The sequence below is a fragment of the Caulobacter segnis genome (assembly GCF_031454995.1).
In the GTDB taxonomy this organism is placed as follows: Bacteria; Pseudomonadota; Alphaproteobacteria; order Caulobacterales; family Caulobacteraceae; genus Caulobacter; species Caulobacter segnis_E.
On sequence record NZ_JAVDRV010000001.1, the window covers coordinates 513614 to 533159 of the forward strand.

A 19546-nucleotide genomic window follows, 5' to 3' on the forward strand; every position below is an offset into this window, starting at 1 on the left:
AACAAAAGGAGGGGAAACATGGCCTCGGACGCCACGCAGAAAGCCATACTGAAGCTGATCCTGTCGCTGCCCAGCCCGATCCTGCGGGCCATGTCCGGCGGGGGCGTGGTCTACAAGGGCGGCCGGACCCTGGACCCGCGCTTCCAGTTCTTCGCCCACGCGGCCAAGAAGCTGCCCCCGATGTCCAGCCTGTCCCCGGCCGAGGCCGTGGCCGGCAGCGCCAAGGGCCTGGCCGCCGTGCAAGGGCCGCTGGAGCCGGGCGTGCGCACCGAGAGCCTGTCGGTGGAAGGCCCCCAAAATAGCGAAGGGAGGGGCGGCCCGATCCCCTGCCGCGCCTATCGCCCCGAGGTCCAGGACGTCCACGCCCCGCTGATCGTCTACGCCCACATGGGCGGCGGGGTGATCGGGGACCTGGAGACCTGCCACGCCTTCTGCTCGATCCTGGCCAAGATCGCTCGCACGGCGGTGATCTCGGTCGACTATCGCCTGGCGCCGGACCACAAGTTCCCCGCGGGACTGGAGGATGTCCTGGCCGCCTATCGCTGGGCGCGCGACAACACAGCCCGCTTTGGCGCCGCGCCCACCCCGCCGGCCATCGGCGGCGACAGCATGGGCGGCAACTTCTCGGCCATCGTCGCCCAGGAGATGAAGCGTACGGGCGAACCCCAGCCGGCCGCCCAGATCCTGATCTATCCGGCCGTGGACGTGGCCAGCGAGACGCCGTCCATGACCACCTTCGGCGACGCCTATCCGCTGACCCGGGAGACCATGGACTGGTTCATGGGCCACTATATGGGCGCCGACGCCGACCCGGCCGACCCGCGCCTGTCACCCGACCGGACCGAGGATCTTTCGGGCCTGGCCCCCGCCGTGATCGCGACCGCCGGCTTCGATCCGCTGACCGATCAGGGCGAGGCCTACGCCAAGCGCCTGCAGGCCGCCGGCGTGCGCGTGCGCTACCGCCGCTACGACAGCCTGGCCCACGCCTTCACCGCCTTCACCGGCGCCATCCCCGCGGCGGACGCGGCCTGCCGCGAGATCGCGGGCCTGGTGCGCGAGACGTTCGAGGCGGGGACGTAAGGCTCCAACCTCCATTCTTAATCGTGTCATCCCGGAAGCCTCGCAGAGGCTATCCGGGACCCAGGGGGTGACGAAGCGCTGTACGCACCGCCCCTGGGTCCCGGCTCTACGCTTCGCTACGGCCGGGATGACACTGGTTTTATGGAACCGAGTATGAGCATCCCCACCACCATGCGCGCCCTCGTCGTCGAGGCCCTGGCGCCCGACTTCGGCGGTTGCGCGGTTCGCGAGGTTCCGACGCCCACGCCGAGGCCCGGCGAAGTGCTGGTGCGCGTCCGCGCGGCCAGCGTGAACTTCCCCGACCTCTTGATGACGCGCGGCGAGTATCAGCTGAAGCCGCCCCTGCCCTTCACGCCCGGCCTGGACCTGTCCGGCGAGGTCGTCGCGCTGGGCGAGGGCGTCACGTCCCTGGCCATCGGCGACGCCGTGGTCGGCGGGGCGCGGCTGGGCGGCTTCGCGGAATACGCCGTGCTGCCGGCCGAGGCGCTGAAGCCCAAGCCCGCGCGGCTATCCTTCGCCGAGGGGGCGGCCCATGGCGCGGCCTATCTGACCGCCTATGTCGCCCTGGTCCGCCGCGCGCGGCTGGAGCCTGGCGAATGGGTGCTGGTCCACGGCTCGGCGGGCGGCGTCGGGCTGGCGGCCGTCGACATGGCCAGGGCCCTGGGCGCGCGGGTGATCGCCGCCTCGGCCTCCGACGACAAGCTGGAAGCGGTTCAGGCGCTCTACGCCCCCGACGCGGTGGTCAACGTGACCGGCGGCTTCCGCGACCGGGTGAAAGAGATCACCGGCGGCCATGGCGCGGACGTGATCTATGACCCCGTCGGCGGCGACGTCTTCGACGAGAGCGTCCGCTGCGTCGCCTTCGACGGGCGGTTGCTGGTGATCGGTTTCACCTCGGGACGGATTCCGACGATCTCGGCCAACATGCCGCTGATCAAGGGCTTCTCGGTCGTGGGCGTGCGGGCCGGCGAGTATGGCCGCCAGTTTCCGGAGAAGGGCCGCGAGAACAGCCAGGCCGTCTGGCGGATGGCGGACGAGGGCTTGATCCGTCCCCACGTGCATGCCGAGGTCCCGCTGGACCGCTGGCGCGAGGCGTTCAACCTGCTGGCCGAGCGCAAGGTGGTGGGCAAGGCGGTGATCGTTCCCTGAACCGACTCAGGTTGACATCCCGCGTCCGTTCTTTTATCCACCGCCCCTCACTCGCGGGGCCCTAGGCTTCGCGTCCAACGTTTTGCATTTCGGAGCCACGTCGTGAAGCGCACCTTCCAGCCGTCGAAGCTCGTGCGTGCCCGCCGTCACGGCTACCGCGCGCGTATGGCCACCAAGAATGGCCAAAAGGTCGTCGCGCGTCGCCGCGCCAAGGGCCGCAAGCGCCTGACCGCCTAATTGTTCTTCCTCCTTCGGGAGGCGAGACCATGATCAAAGCCGCCTTTTCCACAGACCTGGTCTCAGGTTCTCGCCGGAAAGGCGGCTTTTTTCATGCCTGACGCCATGTCCGAGGCCCCACTCCGCTTCGAGCGGCTTCGCAAGCGGCCCGACTTCCTGCTGGCGGCCAAGGCCCCGGCCCTGTCGCGCGGCGCGGTGTTCATCCAGATGCGCAAGCGCGACGACGGGAATTCGGTGGTCCGCGTCGGCTTCACCGCCACCAAGAAGATCGGCGGCGCCGTCGAGCGCAACCGCGCCAAGCGCCGCCTGCGCGAGGCCGCCAGGCTGGTCCTGCCCCTTCATGCGCGCCCTTCGCACGACTATGTGTTCATCGCGCGGGGCGGCACGGGCTCGCGCGAATGGGGACGTTTGCTTGACGATGTCAAAAGCGCGCTGATAAGCCTCGCCGCCGAGCACGATGGGGCGAAGGTCTCGCGGTCATCGTCCGGCGCATCCTCGAAAGCCGTCTCTTCCCAACAACCCGATCCCACAGTTTCCGGTTAAGCGCTCCATGCAGAACGACAACAAAAACACGCTGATGTTCATCGTCAGCGCGTTCGCGATCCTGATCGGGTACCAGTTCTTCATCCTGGGTCCGCAGCAGAAGAAGGCCGAGGCCGAGGCGCGCGCCAAGAAGGCCGCGCAGCAACAGGTCGCGACCCAGGCCGGCGTGCCGCTGGACGCCAACGGCAACCCCGCCCCGCTGCGCCTGTCGCGCGACGCGGCCAAGGCCCAGAGCCCGCGCGTCGTGGTCGACACCCCCGCGCTGTCCGGCTCGATCGCCCTGAAGGGCGGCCGTATCGACGACCTCTTCCTGCGCAAGTACGCCGAGACGACCGCCAAGAATTCGCCGCCGGTCGAGCTGTTCCGCCCCGAGGGCGCCGAGCACGCCTGGTTCGCCGATTTCGGCTGGGCGGGCGCCAACCTGCCGGGCCTGCCCGACAGCCGCACCGTCTGGACCGCCGCGCCGGGCCAGGTGCTGCGTCCCAATTCGCCGGTGACCCTGACCTATGACAACGGCATGGGCCTGACCTTCACCCGCGTGATCGCCGTCGACGACCAGGCGATGTTCTCGGTCACCGACAGCGTCAAGAACAACGGGACGGCCGCCTTCCAGCTGGCCCCCTACGCCACGGTCCAGCGCCAAGGCATCACCGACCACCTGGGCAAGAACCAGATCGTCCACGAAGGCGCCATCGGCGTGCTGGGCTCGGGCAAGGACCAGAAGCTGGAACTGGCCAAGTACCAGAAGTGGAAGAAGGACAAGCCTCTCCAGACGTTTGATTCCGTCGGCGGCTGGGCTGGCGTCACCGACAAGTACTGGCTGGCGGCCCTGATCCCCGGCCAGAACGAGGCCATCAAGGCCCAGTACCGCGTGACCAACGTGGGCGGCGTCGATGTCTATGACGTCAACTTCGTCGGCCCGACCCAGGCCCTGAACCCGGGCGCGACCCTGACCCAGACCACGCGCCTGTTCGCCGGCGCCAAGACCGTGCCGCTGCTGCGCAAGTATCAGTACGGCGGCGCCAAGCCGCCGGCGTGGTGGGAGTTCTGGAGCAACGCCAAGGCCGAGATCCCGCGCTTCGACTGGGCCGTGGACTGGGGCATGTTCTCCATGTTCACCCGCCCGATCTTCAACGTGCTGGAGATCTTCTACAAGCTGGTCGGCAACTTCGGTCTGGCCATCATGCTGCTGACCGTCGTGCTCAAGCTCGTCCTCTACCCGATGGCGGACAAGAGCTATGAGTCCATGGCCAAGATGAAGAAGATCGCCCCCGAGGTCGAGAAGCTGAAGGTCAAGCACAAGGACGACCCGGCCAAGCAGCAGCAGGAGATGATGGCGCTGTATCAGAAGGAGAAGATCAACCCGATGATGGGTTGCCTTCCGATGCTGATCCAGATCCCGGTCTTCTACTCGCTGTACAAGGTGCTGACCGTCACGATCGAAATGCGCCACGCGCCATTCTTCGGCTGGATCCAGGACCTTTCGGCGCCGGATCCGACCACGGTCTTCAACCTGTTCGGCCTGATCCCCTGGGATCCGGGTTCGCTGCCGCTGATCGGCGCCATGATCGCCCACCTGGGCGTCTGGCCGCTGCTGTACGGGATCACCATGTGGCTGACCACGGCCATGAACCCGCCGGCCGGCGACCCCATGCAACAGCGCATCTTCCAGCTGTTCCCGATCATCTTCACCTTCACCCTGTCGGGCTTCGCCGTGGGCCTGGTGATCTACTGGTGCTGGAGCAACGTCCTGACCATCGTTCAGCAGTACGTGATGATGCGCCGCTACAAGGTCGAGAACCCGATCGACCGCATCATCGCGCGCCTGCAGGGCAAACCCGCCAATGTGACGACGTAGTGGGCGACCTGATGAGCGAGGACCCGATCTTCACCGAGGACGAGATCGAGACGGCGCGGGTGTTCTTCGCCCAGCCGGTCTCGTTCATCATGGGCGCGGTGCGCATGGACGCCATGCCGCCCGCCGACCTGCCGGAAGTGGCCTTCGCCGGCCGCTCCAATGTCGGCAAGTCCAGCCTGATCAACGGCCTGGTGAACCAGAAGTACCTGGCCCGCGCCTCGAACGAGCCGGGCCGCACGCGGGAGATCAACTTCTTCCTGCTGGCCGAGCGGGTGCGCCTGGTCGACCTGCCCGGCTACGGCTTCGCCCGCGTCTCGCGCTCGATCGCCGACAAGTTCCAGGACCTGGGTCGCGCCTATCTGCGCGGCCGGGCGAACCTGAAGCGCGTCTACGTGCTGATCGACGCCCGCCATGGCCTGAAGACGGTCGACCTCGAGGCGCTGGACGCCCTGGACGAGGCCGCGGTCTCCTACCAGATCGTCCTGACCAAGGCCGACAAGATCAAGCCGGCCGAGGTCGACAAGGTCGTCGCCGACACCCTGAAGGCCATCGCCAAGCGCCCCGCGGCCTTCCCGCGCGTCCTGGCCACCTCGTCCGAAAAGGGCCTGGGCCTGCCCGAACTGCGCGCCGAGATCGTGCGGGTCTGCATCGACGAATAAGCCGAGCGCGTCCCCTCACGCCACGTGGGCTGGGGGATATTCTTGTCCCGTTAACTCTGCGCTAGGGTTCACCCGCCAGAACCCCGCCTCCCCGCTTTCCAGAAAAGTCTCCCGACCATGCACCGCCACGAACTGAAGACCTGGCCCAAGTACTTCGCCGCCGTCCGCTCGGGCCAGAAGCGCTTCGAGATCCGCCGCAACGACCGCGAGTTCAAGGTCGGCGACATCCTGGTGCTGCGCGAGTTCGATCCGGCCACCGACACCTATACCGGCCAGTTCGAGGAGCGGCAGATCACCTTCCTGCTGTCGGAAGAAGACTATGGCGGGGTGATCCACGGCTTCGTCGCCATTGGCTTCGGCGATGTGGCCCCGCATCCGGACGCGGCCGACGACCTGACGCCCGAGGCCCTGGCCGACTGGCACGAGACCGCCGCCTCCAACGCCGCCCTGCGCGCCCAGGAGGCCCGCAAGGTCTCGGAGAGCTACGCCGAGAGCAACATGGGCGTGGCCCGCGACCGCCACGCGGCCGTCGCCGACGCGGCCGAGGCCGAAGCCGGCTTCCACGCGGCCGCCGCGCGGATCGTTCGCAAGGGATGATGGGTGCTGGCGGTGAGGTTCATGATCTCCCGCCTCCCTAGGCCTTGTGCCTAGGGCCCAGCGTTCCGCTTTTTCGGGACATACAAAATGAAAGCGGCGGCGCCCCATTCCTCTGGAGAGGTTTGGAGCCACCGCCGCCATGGGTCCTGGGCACAAGGCCCAGGAAGGCCGTGCTTTTTGAGCTAACGCCCCTTAAGCCGCTTCGTGCACGACGGCGGGGAACACGTCGTCCATGCGCAGATAGGTGATCAGGCGGTTTTCCATCGAGATGATGGCCTGGATGTAGCGCAGCTCGTCGCCGACGTCCGGGGCCGGCTGCAGGCTGTCGCGCGGCACGGTGAAGGTCTCGGACACCGCGTCGACCAGGATGCCGGCCAGGCGGTCCTGGCACTCGACCACGACGATGACGTGGCGGGTCTCGGGGATGGTGACGCCCAGGCCCAGGCGGTTGCGCAGGTCGATGACCGGCATGATCGCGCCGCGCAGGTTGATGACGCCGCGCAGATAGGCCGGAGCGTGGGGGATCGGGGTGGCCGGAGTCCAACCGCGGATTTCGCGGACGGTCTTCACGTCGATGCAGAATTCCTGCTCGCCGATGCAGAACGAGATCAGCTCCAGAGCAGGCGCGGTGGTGTCGGTCATAAGCGGTCCCCGGGAACAAAGAGCTCGTCCCAGGGCCGCGGTTCGACGCGCTCCAGGACACCTTGCCAGATAAGCGCGCGCCCTCTTTAGCAAGCGTTAAGCCAAACCCATTCGGGGCGCGCCTAAATGTCGCGGCGCCCCGGAATGAGTCCTTTCGCGGCCCTTACGGCTCGGACAGCCCCTCGTCGCCGTCATCGGCCAGGTTGAACTCGTACCAGACGCCGTTGAGGACGCCGAAGGCGACGGCCAGGCCCAGGCCCAGGATCCAGGTGAAGTACCACATCGGATTGTCTCCTTCGGATCAGTAGAGGTCGGGGTTGGTGGCGAGCGCGCCGGTGGTGCTGCGGCCCCACAACACCTTGTAGACCCAGGCGGTGTAGAGCAGCACCAGCGGCAGGAAGACCGCCGTCACGATCAGCATGATGAACAGGGTCATGTGGCTGGACGAGGCGTTCCAGACCGTCAGGCTGGAGCGGGGGTCGAAGCTGCTGGGCAGGATGAACGGGAACATCGACAGACCGACGGTCCCGATGATCCCGACCGTCGACAGCGAGGAGCCGCCGAACGCCATCCACGCCTTGTTCCAGCGCATGCCGGCCAGGGCCAGGGCCGCGCCGACGAAGCCCAGCACGGGGGCCGTGATCATCCAGCCGTGGCGGCTGTAGTTGTCGAGCCAGGCGCCCGGGGCGCGCACGGCGGCGGCGCCGCGCAGCGGGTTGGACGGGCCGGCCGCGTCGGCCAGCCCCTCGATCCGGAAGCCCAGCCCCCCGAAGGCGACCCAGAAGCCGCCGGCCGCGAACAACACGATGCTGGCCAGGCCGGCGATCTCGCCGATACGGCGGGCGCGCTCGGTCACCGGGCCTTCCTCGCCCTTCACCGTGATCCAGGCCGCGCCGTGCAGCACCAGCATGGCCACCGACAGCAGGCCGCACAGCAGGGCGAACGGCGAGAACAGGCCCAGGAACGAGCCCTCGTAGAAGGCGCGTAGGTCCCCATCGAGGCGGAAGGGCGCGCCTTGCAGCACGTTGCCCAGGGCCACGCCGAAGCACAGCACCGGCACGAAGCCGCCGACGAACAGCGCCCAGTCCCAGAACGCGCGCCAGCGCGGGTCGGCGCGCTTGGACCGGTACTTGAAGCCCACCGGCCGCAGGATCATGGCCGTCAGGACCACGAACATGGCCAGGTAGAAGCCCGAGAAGCTGATGGCGTAGACGAAGGGCCAGGCCGCGAAGATCGCGCCGCCGCCCAGGATGAACCACACCTGGTTGCCTTCCCAGGTGGCGCCGATGGTGTTGATCACCATGCGGCGTTCCTTGTCGGACTTGGCGACGAAGGGCAGCAGGGCGCCGACGCCCATGTCGAAGCCGTCGGTGAGGGCGAAGCCGATCAGGAGGATCCCGACCAGGGCCCACCAGATGACGCGAAGCGTGGCGAAATCGACGGGGATATCCATAAGGTTCGCTCCTCTCAGGCCACGGCCGGTTCGGCTTCGACGGATTCGTCGAGCGCGGGTTCGTGGTGGGCGAAGGGGCCCTTCTTGACGGTCTTGATGATCAGTCCGATCTCGACGACAGCCAGGGAGCCATACAGCAGGGTGAAGACCGCGATGCTGGTCAGCAGCTGCGGGACGGTCAGGCTGGACGCGCCCAGGAAGGTGGGCAGCACGCCCTCCACGGCCCAGGGCTGACGCCCGACCTCGGCCAGCACCCAGCCCAGCTCGGTCGAGATCCACGGCAGCGGGAGGGCCGCCACCGCCAGATACAGGAACCACTTGGTGTCATGCTTGCGCAGGGTGACCAGCAGGAAGGCCGTGGCGAACAGGGCGATCATCAGGAAGCCGATGCCGGCCATGATGCGGAAGGCCCAGAACATCACCGGCACGGGCGGCACCGTGTCCCAGGCCGCCTTCTGGATCAGTTCGGGCGAGGCCTGGCGCGGATCGGCGACATAGCGCTTCAGCAGCAGGGCGTAGCCCAGGTCGCGGCGGTGCTGTTCGAAGGTCGCGCGGGCGGCCAGGTCGTTCGGGTTGACCTTCAGCGCCTCGACCGCGCCGTAGGCGATCGTGCCCGACTCGATGCGGTCCTGCGCCTTGGCGACCAGTTGGAAGATGCCCTCCACCGGCTTGTCGAAGCTGCGGGTGGCGATCAGACCCAGGACGTAGGGGATCTTGATCTCATGGTGGGTCTTGCGATCGGCCATGCTGGGAATGCCGAAGGCCGTCAGGCCGGCGGGCGCGGCTTCTGTCTCCCACATGGCCTCAAGCGCGGCGAGCTTCATTTTCTGGTTGTCGGTCAGGGCGTAGCCGCTCTCGTCGCCCAGCACGACCACCGACAGCGAGCCGGCCAGGCCGAAGGCGGCGGCGACGGTCATGGACCGCTTGGCCACGCCGATATACTTGCCCTTCAGCAGGTACAGCGCCGAGATGCCCAGCACGAAGACCGCGGCGATGACGTAGCCGGCGCTGACGGTATGCACGAACTTGGCTTGCGCCACCGGGTTGAACAGCACGTCGCGGAAGCTGGAGACCTCCATGCGCATGGTGTCCGGATTGAAGGCCGCGCCCATCGGGTTCTGCATCCAGCCGTTGGCGACCAGAATCCATAGAGCCGAGAGATTGGTGCCCAGAGCGGTCAGGAAGGTCACCGCCAGGTGGCCGACGCGGCTGAGCTTGTCCCAGCCAAAGAACATCAGGCCGACGAACGTCGCCTCCAGGAAGAAGGCCATCAGGCCCTCGATCGCCAGCGGGGCGCCAAAGATGTCGCCGACATAGTGCGAGTAGTAGGACCAGTTCATCCCGAACTGGAATTCCATGGTGATCCCGGTCGCCACGCCCAGCACGAAGTTGATGCCGAACAGCGTCCCCCAGAACCGGGTGACGGTGCGCCAGATCGGGCGCTTGGTCATGACATAGATGCTCTCCATGATGACCAGCATGACCGAGAGCCCCAGGGTCAGGGGCACGAACAGAAAGTGGTAAAGGGCCGTCAGCGCGAATTGCAGTCGCGAGAGGTCGATAACCGCGGGGTCCATGGACAACTCCGAGACGAACGGTCGATACGCATGCCGACCGAGGACGTCGTCCTAGACCTGGCGGTTGCGCCGATCCTTGACCGCGATCAAGGATCGGAGGAGACGGCACTCTACACTCAAGCCATGGGTTCCCGCATAGTACAGATTGTCCACCCCCTGCCTTCCAAAGCCTGGTTGAAGCGGCGCGACAGGATCGCCGGCCCCGCCTTGCGCCGCGCCCAGAGCCTCGGCCTGCTGGACGGTCTGGCCGCGATCGGCTTCGCCGGGGGGCTGGCTTTCGGCGCCGACGCCATCGCCAACCAGCGCCATCCCTTGGTCTTTTTCGCCAGCTTGATGGGCGTGCTGGCCGCCATGGTCTTGCGCGCGCTGCTGGCCTACGCCAACGCCCGCATGGGCGCCGAAGCGGCGGCCGGGGCCAAGGCCGACCTGCGCGCGGAGCTCGCGCGGTCGGTGTTCGGCGGCCCGCGTCGCCCGGCCGGCGAGGCGACCACGGCCCTGGTCGAGGGCGTCGAGGCGATGGACGGCTATTTCGCCCGCTTCCTGCCCGCGCGCCTGTCGGCCGCCGCCCTGCCGCTGTTGATGATCGCCGCCGCCGCGATCGCCAGCCCGATCTGCGCGGCGATCATGCTGGGCACCCTGATCCCCTTCATCGCCGCCATGATCCTGGCTGGAACCGCCGCCGCGGCCGAGACCCGCGCCCAGTTCCAGGCCCTGGAGCGGCTGTCGGGCCTGTTTCTCGACCGCGTCCGCGCCCTCCCCGTCGTCCTGGCCTTCGAGGCCGAGGGGACGACCACGACGGCCCTCGGCCGCTCGGCCTCGGCCCTGGCCGAACGGACCCTGAAGGTGCTGCGGGTGGCCTTCCTCTCGTCGGCCGCGCTGGAGTTCTTCGCCGCCCTGTCGGTGGCGCTGGTGGCCGTCTATTGCGGCTTCAACCTCTTGCGCCTGCTGCCTTTCCCCGTCCCCGAGCAGCTGGACCTGAAGCGCGCCTTCTTCGTGCTGGCCCTCGCGCCAGAGGTCTACGCCCCGATGCGGCGCCTGGCCGCCGCCTATCACGACCGCCAGGCCGCCGAGGCCGCCGCCACGCGGCTGTCGACCTTCGAGACGCCCGCCCCGGCGCCCGTCGTCGCCCCCCTGCCCGCCGCCCCGGCGATCCGCTTCCAAGGCGTGACGATCCGCTATCCGGAAGCCGACGCTCCGGCCGTGGCGGGCTTCGACCTCGACATTCCGGCGGGCGCGATCGTGGCCCTGGTCGGCGCCAGCGGCGCGGGCAAGAGCTCGATCCTGAACCTGCTGCTGGGCCTCTCGCCGCTGACCGAGGGGCGGATCCTGATCGACGGCGTCGAGCGCCCGGTCACGGCGGCCGACATCGCCTGGGCCGGCCAGTCGCCGTTGATCCTGCCCGCCTCGATCGCCGAAAATATCGCCCTGTCCCGCCGCGACGCCTCGCGCGACGAGATCGAGGCCGCCGCCCGCGAGGCGGGGCTCGGTCCGGCCTTGGCCCAGCGGCCCGGAGGCCTCGACTTCGTGCTGGACGAACGCGGCAGCGGTCTGTCGGGCGGCGAACGCCGGCGCCTGTCCCTGGCCCGCGCCATGCTCAAGCCCGCGCCGATCCTGCTGCTGGACGAGCCGACCGCCAATCTCGACGCCGCCGCCGAGGCCCAGATGCTGACGGCCTTGCGTCGCGCCGCCCAGGGGCGCACGACGCTGATCGCCACCCATTCCGACGCCGTCGCGGCCTTGGCCGATCGGGTGGCGCGGCTGTGAAGAAGACCTTGCCCACGCCCCTCGACGATCTGATCCGCGTCCAGAAGCGCGCTCGCGCCGGCGATCTGCGCCTAGCGATCCTGAGCGCCGTGGTGGTCGGCGCGGCCTCGACCCTGCTGCTCGGCCTCTCGGGTTGGTTCATCGTCGCCAGCGCCGCCGCCGGCGCGACGGGCCTGGCGGCCGCCCACGCCTTCAACGTGCTGCTGCCCAGCGCCGGAATCCGGCTGCTGGCCATCCTGCGCACCGTCGCCCGCTACGCCGAGCGCCTGACCGGTCACGCCGCCGCCCTGCGGGCGCTGGCCGCCATCCGCCCGGCGGTCTTCGCCAGCCTCGCCGCCGCGCCGCCCGCGGAGTCCCTGGCCTTGTCGCGGGGCGAGGCCTCGGCCCGGCTGGTGCAGGATGTCGACGCCGTCGAGACCCGCTTCGTGCGCCTGTCCGCCCCGTGGAGCGCCGTCGCCGGTCTGGGCGCGGGCCTGTTCCTGACCGCCTTCGCGGGATGGGCGCCCAGCCTCGTCATCCTGACCGCCGCCGCCGCGGCGATCCTGTCGGCCCGCGCCCTTGCCCGCCGCTTCTCGGCTCCCGCCCGCGCCGCCGTCCAGACCAAGGTCGGCGTCTTGAAGGACAGCGCCGCCGCGCTGGTCTCGGCCGCCGCCGAGTTGCGCGCCTACGGCTTGGAAGACTGGGCCGGCCAGACCCTGAACCACCGCGCCGCCGATCTGGAGGCCGCCCGCCTGGCCGCCGCCCGCGCCCAGGGCCTGGTTTTGGCCAGCCAGGCCGCGATCCTGGGCGCCGCCGTCGCCGCGGCCATGGCCGCCGCCGCCCCGGCCGGCGCGCCGCTGGCCGCCCTGGCGGGCCTGGCCGCCGCCATGAGCGTCGAGGCGCTGGCGGGCCTGGCCCACGCCTTCGACCAGGACGGCGCGGCGCGGGAAGCCCGCGAGCGGCTGAACGCCTTGTTGCGCCACGCGCCGCGCCCGACCTCGGCGCCCTTGGTTGAAGCGCCCGTCCTGACGATCCTGGACCACACCCTCCAGCCCGGCGCGCGCCTGGCCATCGTCGGCCCTTCCGGCTGCGGCAAGACCACCCTGGTCGAGACCCTGCTGGGCCTGCGCGAGACGCCCGCCCCGCTGCCCCGCGCCGCCTTCGCCTGGCTGCCGCAGGACGCGGGCCTGGTCGCCGGGACCGTGCGCGAGAACCTGCGCCTGGCCGCGCCTCAGGCCAGCGACGCGATGCTGTGGGAAGCGTTGGAGGACGCGGGCCTGGCCGATCGCGTCCGCGCCGCGCCGGGCGAGCTGTCGGCCTATGTCGGCGACGACGGCGAGCGGCTGTCGGGCGGCGAGCGCCGTCGCCTGGCCCTGGCCCGGGCCTATCTGCGCCAGGCGCCCTGGCTGCTGCTGGACGAGCCAACCGAGGGCCTGGATGCTCGAACCGAGGCCCGCGTGGTCGAGGGCCTGAAACGACGCCTGGCGCGCACCGGCCAGGGGCTGGTGCTGATCAGCCACCGCCCGGCGCCGGCCGCGATCTGCGATCGCGTCCTGCGCCTGGGCCAAGCATCAGGGCACGAAAAAGGCCCGACGGTCGAACCGCCGGGCCTCGTGACAGCGCCTTGAAGGACGCCCTATTTTAGGTTCACCCGGATATGAGTCGCGAACAGCGCCAGCGCGAAGGCGGCGAACGCCACGACCACCAGACCCAGATAAGCGGTTTGTCCGTCCGACATGAGCGTCTCCCTTGATTGAAGACAAGAGCTTGAACATCGCCACGACGGCTCGCCTTGACCTGCCTCAAACCACGTCGCCTATAAGGGCCGCGTTTCCGTCGGAGTGTTTGCGCGGATGAAGCCCGCCCGAGGTTGGTCCTCGACCCTGTTCAGCGATCCTCGCCCCGCCGCCTATGTCACCGCCCTGGTGTCGGTCATGGCGACGGCCGTCTCGCGCCTGTATATGCCCGAGGCCTTCACCGCGCCGTCGTCGTTCCTGCTGTTCGTGCCGGCGGTGCTGATCAGCGCCGCCCTCGGCGGGCTGTGGCCTGGCGTCTTCGCCACCATCCTGGCCTGGGCCGGCGTCTGGTGGATGACGCGGGACATTCCGTTCAACCTGGTCAGCGGTTTGTGCGCGGCGATCTTTCTGTCGACCGGCTTTGGCATGGCGCTGGGCGGCGGCTGGTTCCACGCCGCGCGCCGGCGCGCCGCCGCGGTCAACGACCACCTGCGCTCGATCCTCGACACCGTGCCAGACGCCGTGGTCGTTATCGACCGCCAGGGCCTGATGACCTCGTTCAGCCCCGCCGCCGAGCGGATGTTCGGCTGGAAGGAGCCGGAGGTGCTGGGCAAGAACGTCAGCCTGCTGATGCCCGAGCCGTACAAGGCCCAGCACGATGGCTATCTGGGGCGCTACGCCCGCACCGGCGAGCGCCGCATCATCGGCTCGGGCCGGATCGTGGTCGGCTGCCGCAGGGATGGCTCGACCTTTCCGATGGAGTTGGCGGTCGGCGAGACCAAGGGCCCGACGCCCTCGTTCACCGGCTTCATCCGTGATCTGACGGAAAGCCAGGAGACCGAGACCCGCCTCCAGGAGCTGCAGAACGAGCTGGTCCACGTCTCGCGCCTGACGGCCATGGGCGAGATGGCCTCGACCCTGGCTCACGAGCTGAACCAGCCGCTGTCGGCCATCGCCAACCTGCTGACCGGCTCGCGCCGTCTGATGGATCGCGGCCGCGAGGCCGACCAGGCAAAGATCCGCGACGCCATCGACCGCGCCGCCGCCCAGGCCCTGCGGGCCGGCGAGGTGATCCACCGCATGCGCGACTTCGTCCGCCGCGGCGCCAGCGAGCGCGAGGCCGAGAGCCTGTCCAAACTGATCGAGGAGGCCAGCGCCCTGGCCCTGATCGGCGAGAAGGAGCGCCAGGTCGACGTGCGCCTCAATCTCGACCCCAAGGCCGACGCGGTGTTCGCCGACCGGGTCCAGGTGCAGCAGGTGCTGCTGAACCTGATCCGCAACGGCATCGACGCCATGCAGGTCCAGGAGCCCAAGAAGCGCGCCCTCTTGATCAGCAGCGACCTGACCGACGAGGGCTGGTCGCGGGTCATCGTCGACGACACCGGCCCCGGCATCGCCGAGGCGGTGCTGGAGCGCCTGTTCCAGCCGTTCATGACCACCAAGCCGCAGGGCATGGGCGTGGGCCTGTCGATCTCGCGCTCGATCATCGAGGCGCACGGCGGCCGCATCTGGGCCGAGGCCAATCCGGCCGGCGGCGCCCGTTTCTGTTTTACGCTACCGCCCGCCGAACAGGCGGCCGCCAAGGAGACCGTCGATGAGTGACGCCCCCGTCGTGCATGTGGTCGACGACGACGAAAGCGCCCGCGAGTCCCTGGCCTTCCTGTTGGAGTCCGCCGACTTCGAGGTGGTGACCTACGCCAGCGCCCCGGCCTTTCTGGACGCCCTGGAGACCGCGACACCGGGGGTGATCATCACCGACGTGCGCATGCCCGAGATGAGCGGCCAGGACCTGGTCGCGCGGCTGGCGGCCCTGAAGGTGAAGATGCCGATCGTGATGATCACCGGCCACGGCGACATCCCGATGGCGGTCGAGGCCATGCGCTCGGGCGTCGTCGACTTCCTGGAGAAGCCGTTCTCGGAGTCGCGGATGCTGGACGCCCTGCAGCGGGCGTTCAAGTCGGTCGAGGCCGCCCCGGTCTCCACCGACCAGGCCGCCGTCCTCAAGCGCATCGAAAGCCTATCCGAGCGCGAGCGCCAGGTGCTGGACGGGGTGGTCGCCGGCCACGCCAACAAGGTCATCGCCCGGGAGCTCGGCATCAGCCCGCGCACCGTCGAGATCTACCGCGCCAAGCTGATGACCAAGATGCAGGCCGACAACCTGGCGGCCCTGGTGCGCATGACCCTGTCGGTGCGCGGGGATTAGCTAGGGCGCTGGCCTCGCCGAAGTTAGTGCTTGGCCAGCAGCGCCGCGACCTCGCGCCCCAGCGCGTCGTCCAGCAGCGGCTTTTCCACCACCGTGACGTCCTTGACGCCCTGGCGCTGGAAGCGCTGGGCGTCGCTGGTCAGGACGATGGTCGAGCGGCCGGGAACGGGCGGCGGCAGCGGCGCCGAGCCGTCGTCGATGATCACGCAGGCGGCGGCGCGGCAGTCCAGGCACGACGCGCAGCCGTCCGCGCACGGCGGCGCCGTCACGCTGTAGCCTTCGGTCTCCAGGGAGAACCGCAGCGCGTCACGCAAGGGCTCGTCCGAAACAAGCAAGAGGATCAGGGGTCGGACGTCGCCGTCCGACAGGTCGGGCCGGTCGCACATGACCGAGAACATCGCAGCCAGGCCCGTCGCTGACTTTGATCCGAGTCAAAACGCGTTTGTAAAGGGTCGCCGCATAAGGGGTTTCCCTTAGCGAGGCTTCCTTAGGCGGCTCCCCCGAATTTCGCGACTTTTGCTTTGGCGCAATAACCCTCGGGCAACCAGGGGTTTCCAATGCTGTCTCCGATCCGCGCTCAGAGCTTCGAACCGGCCGTCCATCTCGACGCCAGTCTCGACGTGGTCCTCTCCATGCCCTGCGCCTGCCCGCGCTTCGCTCGCGACGAGGAGATCTTCGGCGAAGGCGAAACCGCCGACTACGTCTATCAGGTCGTCTCGGGCGCGGTGCGGACCTACCGCATCCTGCGCGACGGCCGTCGCCAGATCGACGAGTTCCACTTCGCCGGCGACTATTTCGGCCTGGAGCTGGGCGAGGCCCACCGGGTCACGGGCGAGGCCATGACCGACACCACCATCCGCATGATCCGTCGGGGCGCCCTCAGCGACCTGGCCGCCAAGCGCGGCGACGCGGCCCGCGCCATCCTGCGCCTGACCGCCGAGGGCCTGCAACGCAGCCAGGACCACGTGCTGATGCTGGGTCGCCGCTCGGCCCAGGAGCGCGTCGCGGGCCTCTTGCTCGACATCGCCGAGCGCACGAACGCCAAGGCCGAGCTGGACGTGCCGATGAGCCGCCAGGACATGGCCGACTATCTGGGCCTGACCATCGAGACCGTCTCGCGCACGCTGACCAGCCTGCAGGACGAGGGCCTGATCGCCCTGCCCAGCGTCCGCCACGTGGTGCTGCAGGACCGCCGCGCGCTTGAGCGGATGACGGCCTAGCGCTCTAGACCCCGCCTTCGTCGCTACGCTCTAGTCCCGCCATCGTCGCCTCCTGCTCTGGCGAGCCCTGGCTGACCGAGCGCAGCATCGCCTGGCGCAGGGCGTAGACCAGCATGGCCAGCAGGATCAGGGCGTTCAGCACGAACGGCCCCCAGCCGACCTGCTCGTAAAGCAGCACGAACAGCGGCGCGACGACCACGTTCAGGCCGTTGATCGCCGCGATCGCGCCCGCCGCGCCGGCCTGGTCCTTGGCCCCGACCGACAGCGACGCCCCGGCCGTGAAGCCGGGCCGCGCGAAGCCGTAGCCCAGGCTGGCGATCGCGTAGCCGATGGCCACGGCCGCGTAGTCCGGCGCGAAGGCCACCACGACATTGCCCAGCACCGCCGCGGCCGCGCCCCAGCGCATCAGCTCGCGCGGGCCCATGCGGAACATGCGGATCAGGCCCCATTGGGCCAGCAGCCCGGCCACGGCGCCCGCCGCCATGGCCAGGGTGATGAAGCCCTGCGCCTTCACCGGCGGCAGGCCCAGCTTGTCGATGATCAGAAAGCCCAGGGTCTGGGTCTGGGCCGTCTGGCACGCGGCCACCAGGAAGCCGTAGATCAGGAAGGGCTTCAGCCGCGGATCGCGCCACAGCGCCGCCCCCTCGCCGCGCCACGGCAGGCCCATCTTGCTGCGCGGCGGGGCGTCGCCTCGTCCGGGCTTGAAGGTCTCGGGCAGGCCGCGATGCACGACCACCAGCATGATCGCGGCGATTAGGGCGAAGGCGAACATCGGCCCGGCCAGCCCCACGAACGGCAGCACGAACAGCGGCGCCAGCAGCGGGCCGACCACCGTGCCCAGGCCAAAGGCGCCGGCCAAGGTGGCCATGGTCTGGGTGCGCTCCTCGCGGCTGGTGCGATCGGCCATATAGGCCTGGGTGGCCGGATTGGCGGCCGAGCCCACGCCGCCGAACAGCGCTCGGCACAGCAGGAACAGCACGAAGATCACCATCGGCGGGGCCAGGTGATGCAGGCCGGCCGAGACGACGATCGCGCACAGCGTCATCGAGACGCAGAAGCCCGCCAGGCCCAGCATGATGAGAGGCTTGCGGCCGCGCAGATCCGACTGACGCGCCCAGAACGGCGACGTCACGGCCCATAGCACCGCCGACAGGGAGAAGATCGCCGCGACCATGGCGTCGGGGATGCCGATCTGCCGGCCGATGGCGGGCAGCACCGACAGCATGCCGGTGTTCCCCAGGGCCGTCGCCACCGACACGCCGAAGAGGATCGCGAACGCGCCGCGGTTGGTCCGGGCTTCTGATGTCTCCCCAGTCATCAAAACGATCGTTAGACCCGGTCGCGCGCCCGCGCAACGTGTCGCGGGGCCGCGCCGCCCTTAATCGTCGCGGCGAGAACCTTGGATTAAGCATTAACTCCGATGATGCGCGCTCAAACTCGGGGTCGGCTGCTCACCATGTTCCAGATCATTGGCATCGTCCTGCTGTTCGCCCTGGTGTTCGGCAGCTACCTGATGGGTGGCGGCAAGATGGACGTGATCCTGCACGCCGCGCCGCACGAACTGATGGCCATTCTGGGCGCCGGCATCGCCGCGTTCCTGATCTCCAACTCGATGACCGTGATCAAAGCCACGGCGGGCGGCTTCGGCAAGATCTTCGCCGGCCCCAAGTGGAAGGCCAGCGACTATCGCGACCTGCTGTCGCTGCTGTTCCTGCTGACCAAGACGATGAAGTCCAAGGGCGTCATCGCCCTGGAAAGCCACATCGAAAAGCCGCACGAGAGCAAGATCTTCGAGCGCTACCCGAAGATCACCCACGACCACTTCGCCGTCGACTTCATCTGCGACACCCTGCGGATGATGACCATGAACCTGGAGGATCCCCACCAGGTCGAGGACGCGATGGAAAAGCAGCTCGAGAAGCACCACCACGAGGCGCTTGAGCCGGCCCACGCCCTGCAGAGCATGGCCGACGCCTTGCCCGCCCTGGGCATCGTCGCCGCCGTGCTGGGCGTCATCAAGACCATGGGCTCGATCACCGAGCCGCCAGCCGTCCTGGGCGGCATGATCGGCGGCGCGCTGGTCGGCACCTTCCTGGGCGTGTTCATGGCCTATGGCCTGGTCGGTCCGATGGCCGCCCGCCTGCAGGCGGTCGTCAACGAGGACGCGGCCTTCTACAAGATCATCCAGGCCGTCCTGGTCGCCCACCTGCACGGCAACGCCGCCCAGATCTCGGTCGAGATCGGCCGCGGCAACGTCCCCTCGCCCGCCCAGCCCAGCTTCGCCGAGCTGGAAGAGGCGCTGGCCCAAATCCCGAACGAATAGATCCCGAATGAATAATGCGACACGTTCGGGCTCCCGCGTTTGCGCGGAGCCCTGAACGCGTTATGCCTTCCATGAAGACGTCGCGTTCCAGCGACGCGTCCACTCGGAAGGGAAACCTCATGCGCACCACCATGCTCCGCAAGCTGCTGATCGCCGGCATGGCCGTCTCGGCTTTGTCGCTGGCCGCCTGCGGCAAGAAGGACGAAGGCGGGGACGAGAGCGCCGCCGCCAAGGCCGCCGCCGCCGACGCCAGCACCGTGACCGAAGCCGCCTCGGCCCAGGACCAGGCCGCCGCCGACGCCAACAAGGAAGCCGCCGAGGCCGCCAACGCCCCGGTCGATCCGGCCGACGCCGCCGCCACCGGCGCGACCTCGACCACCGCTCCGGCCGACGCCTCGGCCACGGCCGCCGCGGACGCCAAGCCGGCCGAGAAGAAGGCCGCGCACTAGAGCCTCGCGCGTCCAAACGGAATCGGTTTGACGCGATAACGAGGCTCTAAATCAAACACTTAGAGCGTGACTCGCGC

General features: G+C 69.1%; 20 protein-coding genes and 1 pseudogene. 14 read left to right on the forward strand and 7 right to left on the reverse strand.

All coding sequences use genetic code 11. The features are described 5' to 3' along the window. The first annotated feature begins 18 nt into the window (after positions 1-18). A complete protein-coding gene (locus J2728_RS02455; RefSeq protein ID WP_309995879.1) occupies positions 19-1080 on the forward strand; it encodes an alpha/beta hydrolase in 1062 nt (353 codons plus the stop codon). A gap of 52 nt (positions 1081-1132) precedes the next feature. Here the strand turns inward: J2728_RS02455 and J2728_RS02460 are convergent. Beyond that, a pseudogene (locus J2728_RS02460) lies at positions 1133-1213 on the reverse strand (hypothetical protein); the annotation flags it as partial. Between the two features lie 20 nt (positions 1214-1233). Here J2728_RS02460 and J2728_RS02465 point away from each other — a divergent pair. The 6 genes from J2728_RS02465 (at position 1234) to J2728_RS02490 (ending at position 6123) form a co-directional block, all read left to right on the forward strand. Next, on the forward strand, positions 1234-2229 hold the full coding sequence (locus J2728_RS02465) for an NADPH:quinone oxidoreductase family protein (protein ID WP_309995881.1): 996 nt from the start codon (positions 1234-1236) through the stop codon (positions 2227-2229). A gap of 102 nt (positions 2230-2331) precedes the next feature. Next, the gene (rpmH, locus tag J2728_RS02470; RefSeq protein WP_004622337.1) at positions 2332-2466 is read left to right on the forward strand and encodes a 50S ribosomal protein L34; all 135 of its coding nucleotides are present in this window, start codon (positions 2332-2334) and stop codon (positions 2464-2466) included. 105 nt (positions 2467-2571) lie between these two features. Beyond that, complete coding sequence (gene rnpA / locus J2728_RS02475; protein ID WP_309997553.1) at positions 2572-3009, forward strand: ribonuclease P protein component; 438 nt, start codon at positions 2572-2574, stop codon at positions 3007-3009. Positions 3010-3016: 7 nt separating this feature from the next. Further along, positions 3017-4867: a membrane protein insertase YidC gene (yidC, locus tag J2728_RS02480; protein ID WP_309995906.1), complete on the forward strand. Its 1851-nt coding sequence runs from the start codon at positions 3017-3019 to the stop codon at positions 4865-4867. A gap of 11 nt (positions 4868-4878) precedes the next feature. Continuing rightward, on the forward strand, positions 4879-5526 hold the full coding sequence (yihA, locus tag J2728_RS02485; RefSeq protein WP_309995907.1) for a ribosome biogenesis GTP-binding protein YihA/YsxC: 648 nt from the start codon (positions 4879-4881) through the stop codon (positions 5524-5526). Between the two features lie 117 nt (positions 5527-5643). Beyond that, the gene (locus J2728_RS02490) at positions 5644-6123 is read left to right on the forward strand and encodes an ASCH/PUA domain-containing protein (protein ID WP_309995910.1); all 480 of its coding nucleotides are present in this window, start codon (positions 5644-5646) and stop codon (positions 6121-6123) included. Positions 6124-6315: 192 nt separating this feature from the next. On the opposite strand, the gene J2728_RS02495 is transcribed toward J2728_RS02490, so the two are convergent. From J2728_RS02495 to J2728_RS02510, 4 genes are all read right to left on the reverse strand, one after another. Then, a complete protein-coding gene (locus J2728_RS02495) occupies positions 6316-6765 on the reverse strand; it encodes a chemotaxis protein CheW (protein WP_309995913.1) in 450 nt (149 codons plus the stop codon). 163 nt (positions 6766-6928) lie between these two features. Continuing rightward, a complete protein-coding gene (gene cydX / locus J2728_RS02500; protein ID WP_013080671.1) occupies positions 6929-7048 on the reverse strand; it encodes a cytochrome bd-I oxidase subunit CydX in 120 nt (39 codons plus the stop codon). An 18-nt stretch (positions 7049-7066) separates the two neighbouring features. Then, positions 7067-8218 (reverse strand): cytochrome d ubiquinol oxidase subunit II, encoded by a 1152-nt coding sequence (gene cydB, locus J2728_RS02505; RefSeq protein ID WP_309995916.1) that lies wholly within the window; start codon positions 8216-8218, stop codon positions 7067-7069. Positions 8219-8232: 14 nt separating this feature from the next. Then, positions 8233-9795, reverse strand: coding sequence for a cytochrome ubiquinol oxidase subunit I (locus J2728_RS02510; RefSeq protein WP_309995918.1), 1563 nt, complete (start codon positions 9793-9795; stop codon positions 8233-8235). A gap of 123 nt (positions 9796-9918) precedes the next feature. Between J2728_RS02510 and cydD the strand changes: the two genes are divergently transcribed. The 4 genes from cydD to fixJ all read left to right on the forward strand — a co-directional run bounded on the left by cydD (position 9919) and on the right by fixJ (position 15477). After that, entirely contained in the window at positions 9919-11559 is a 1641-nt protein-coding gene (cydD, locus tag J2728_RS02515) for a thiol reductant ABC exporter subunit CydD (RefSeq protein WP_309995919.1), read from the forward strand. An 8-nt stretch (positions 11560-11567) separates the two neighbouring features. Beyond that, positions 11568-13166 carry an amino acid ABC transporter ATP-binding/permease protein gene (locus tag J2728_RS02520; RefSeq protein WP_309995922.1) on the forward strand — a complete coding sequence of 533 codons (1599 nt, stop codon included), beginning with the start codon at positions 11568-11570 and terminating at the stop codon, positions 13164-13166. 225 nt (positions 13167-13391) lie between these two features. Beyond that, entirely contained in the window at positions 13392-14876 is a 1485-nt protein-coding gene (locus J2728_RS02530) for a PAS domain S-box protein (protein WP_309995929.1), read from the forward strand. Then, positions 14869-15477 (forward strand): response regulator FixJ, encoded by a 609-nt coding sequence (gene fixJ, locus J2728_RS02535; protein WP_309995931.1) that lies wholly within the window; start codon positions 14869-14871, stop codon positions 15475-15477. Before J2728_RS02530 ends, fixJ begins: the two co-directional genes overlap by 8 nt. A 23-nt stretch (positions 15478-15500) precedes the next feature. Here the strand turns inward: fixJ and fixT are convergent, their stop codons facing one another. Continuing rightward, positions 15501-15875 carry an oxygen-responsive sensory/signaling system negative regulator FixT gene (gene fixT, locus J2728_RS02540; protein WP_309995933.1) on the reverse strand — a complete coding sequence of 125 codons (375 nt, stop codon included), beginning with the start codon at positions 15873-15875 and terminating at the stop codon, positions 15501-15503. Between the two features lie 159 nt (positions 15876-16034). On the opposite strand from fixT, the gene fixK reads away from it, so the two are divergent. Then, positions 16035-16697 (forward strand): transcriptional regulator FixK, encoded by a 663-nt coding sequence (gene fixK, locus J2728_RS02545; RefSeq protein ID WP_309995936.1) that lies wholly within the window; start codon positions 16035-16037, stop codon positions 16695-16697. A 4-nt stretch (positions 16698-16701) separates the two neighbouring features. On the opposite strand, the gene J2728_RS02550 is transcribed toward fixK, so the two are convergent. Next, a complete protein-coding gene (locus J2728_RS02550) occupies positions 16702-18015 on the reverse strand; it encodes an MFS transporter (RefSeq protein ID WP_309995939.1) in 1314 nt (437 codons plus the stop codon). A gap of 138 nt (positions 18016-18153) precedes the next feature. Here J2728_RS02550 and motA point away from each other — a divergent pair, with 138 nt between their 5' ends. Together motA and J2728_RS02560 are read left to right on the forward strand one after the other, a co-directional pair. Continuing rightward, a complete protein-coding gene (gene motA / locus J2728_RS02555) occupies positions 18154-19020 on the forward strand; it encodes a flagellar motor stator protein MotA (protein WP_309995942.1) in 867 nt (288 codons plus the stop codon). Between the two features lie 119 nt (positions 19021-19139). Continuing rightward, the gene (locus J2728_RS02560; protein ID WP_309995944.1) at positions 19140-19469 is read left to right on the forward strand and encodes a hypothetical protein; all 330 of its coding nucleotides are present in this window, start codon (positions 19140-19142) and stop codon (positions 19467-19469) included. Positions 19470-19546: the final 77 nt, after the last annotated feature.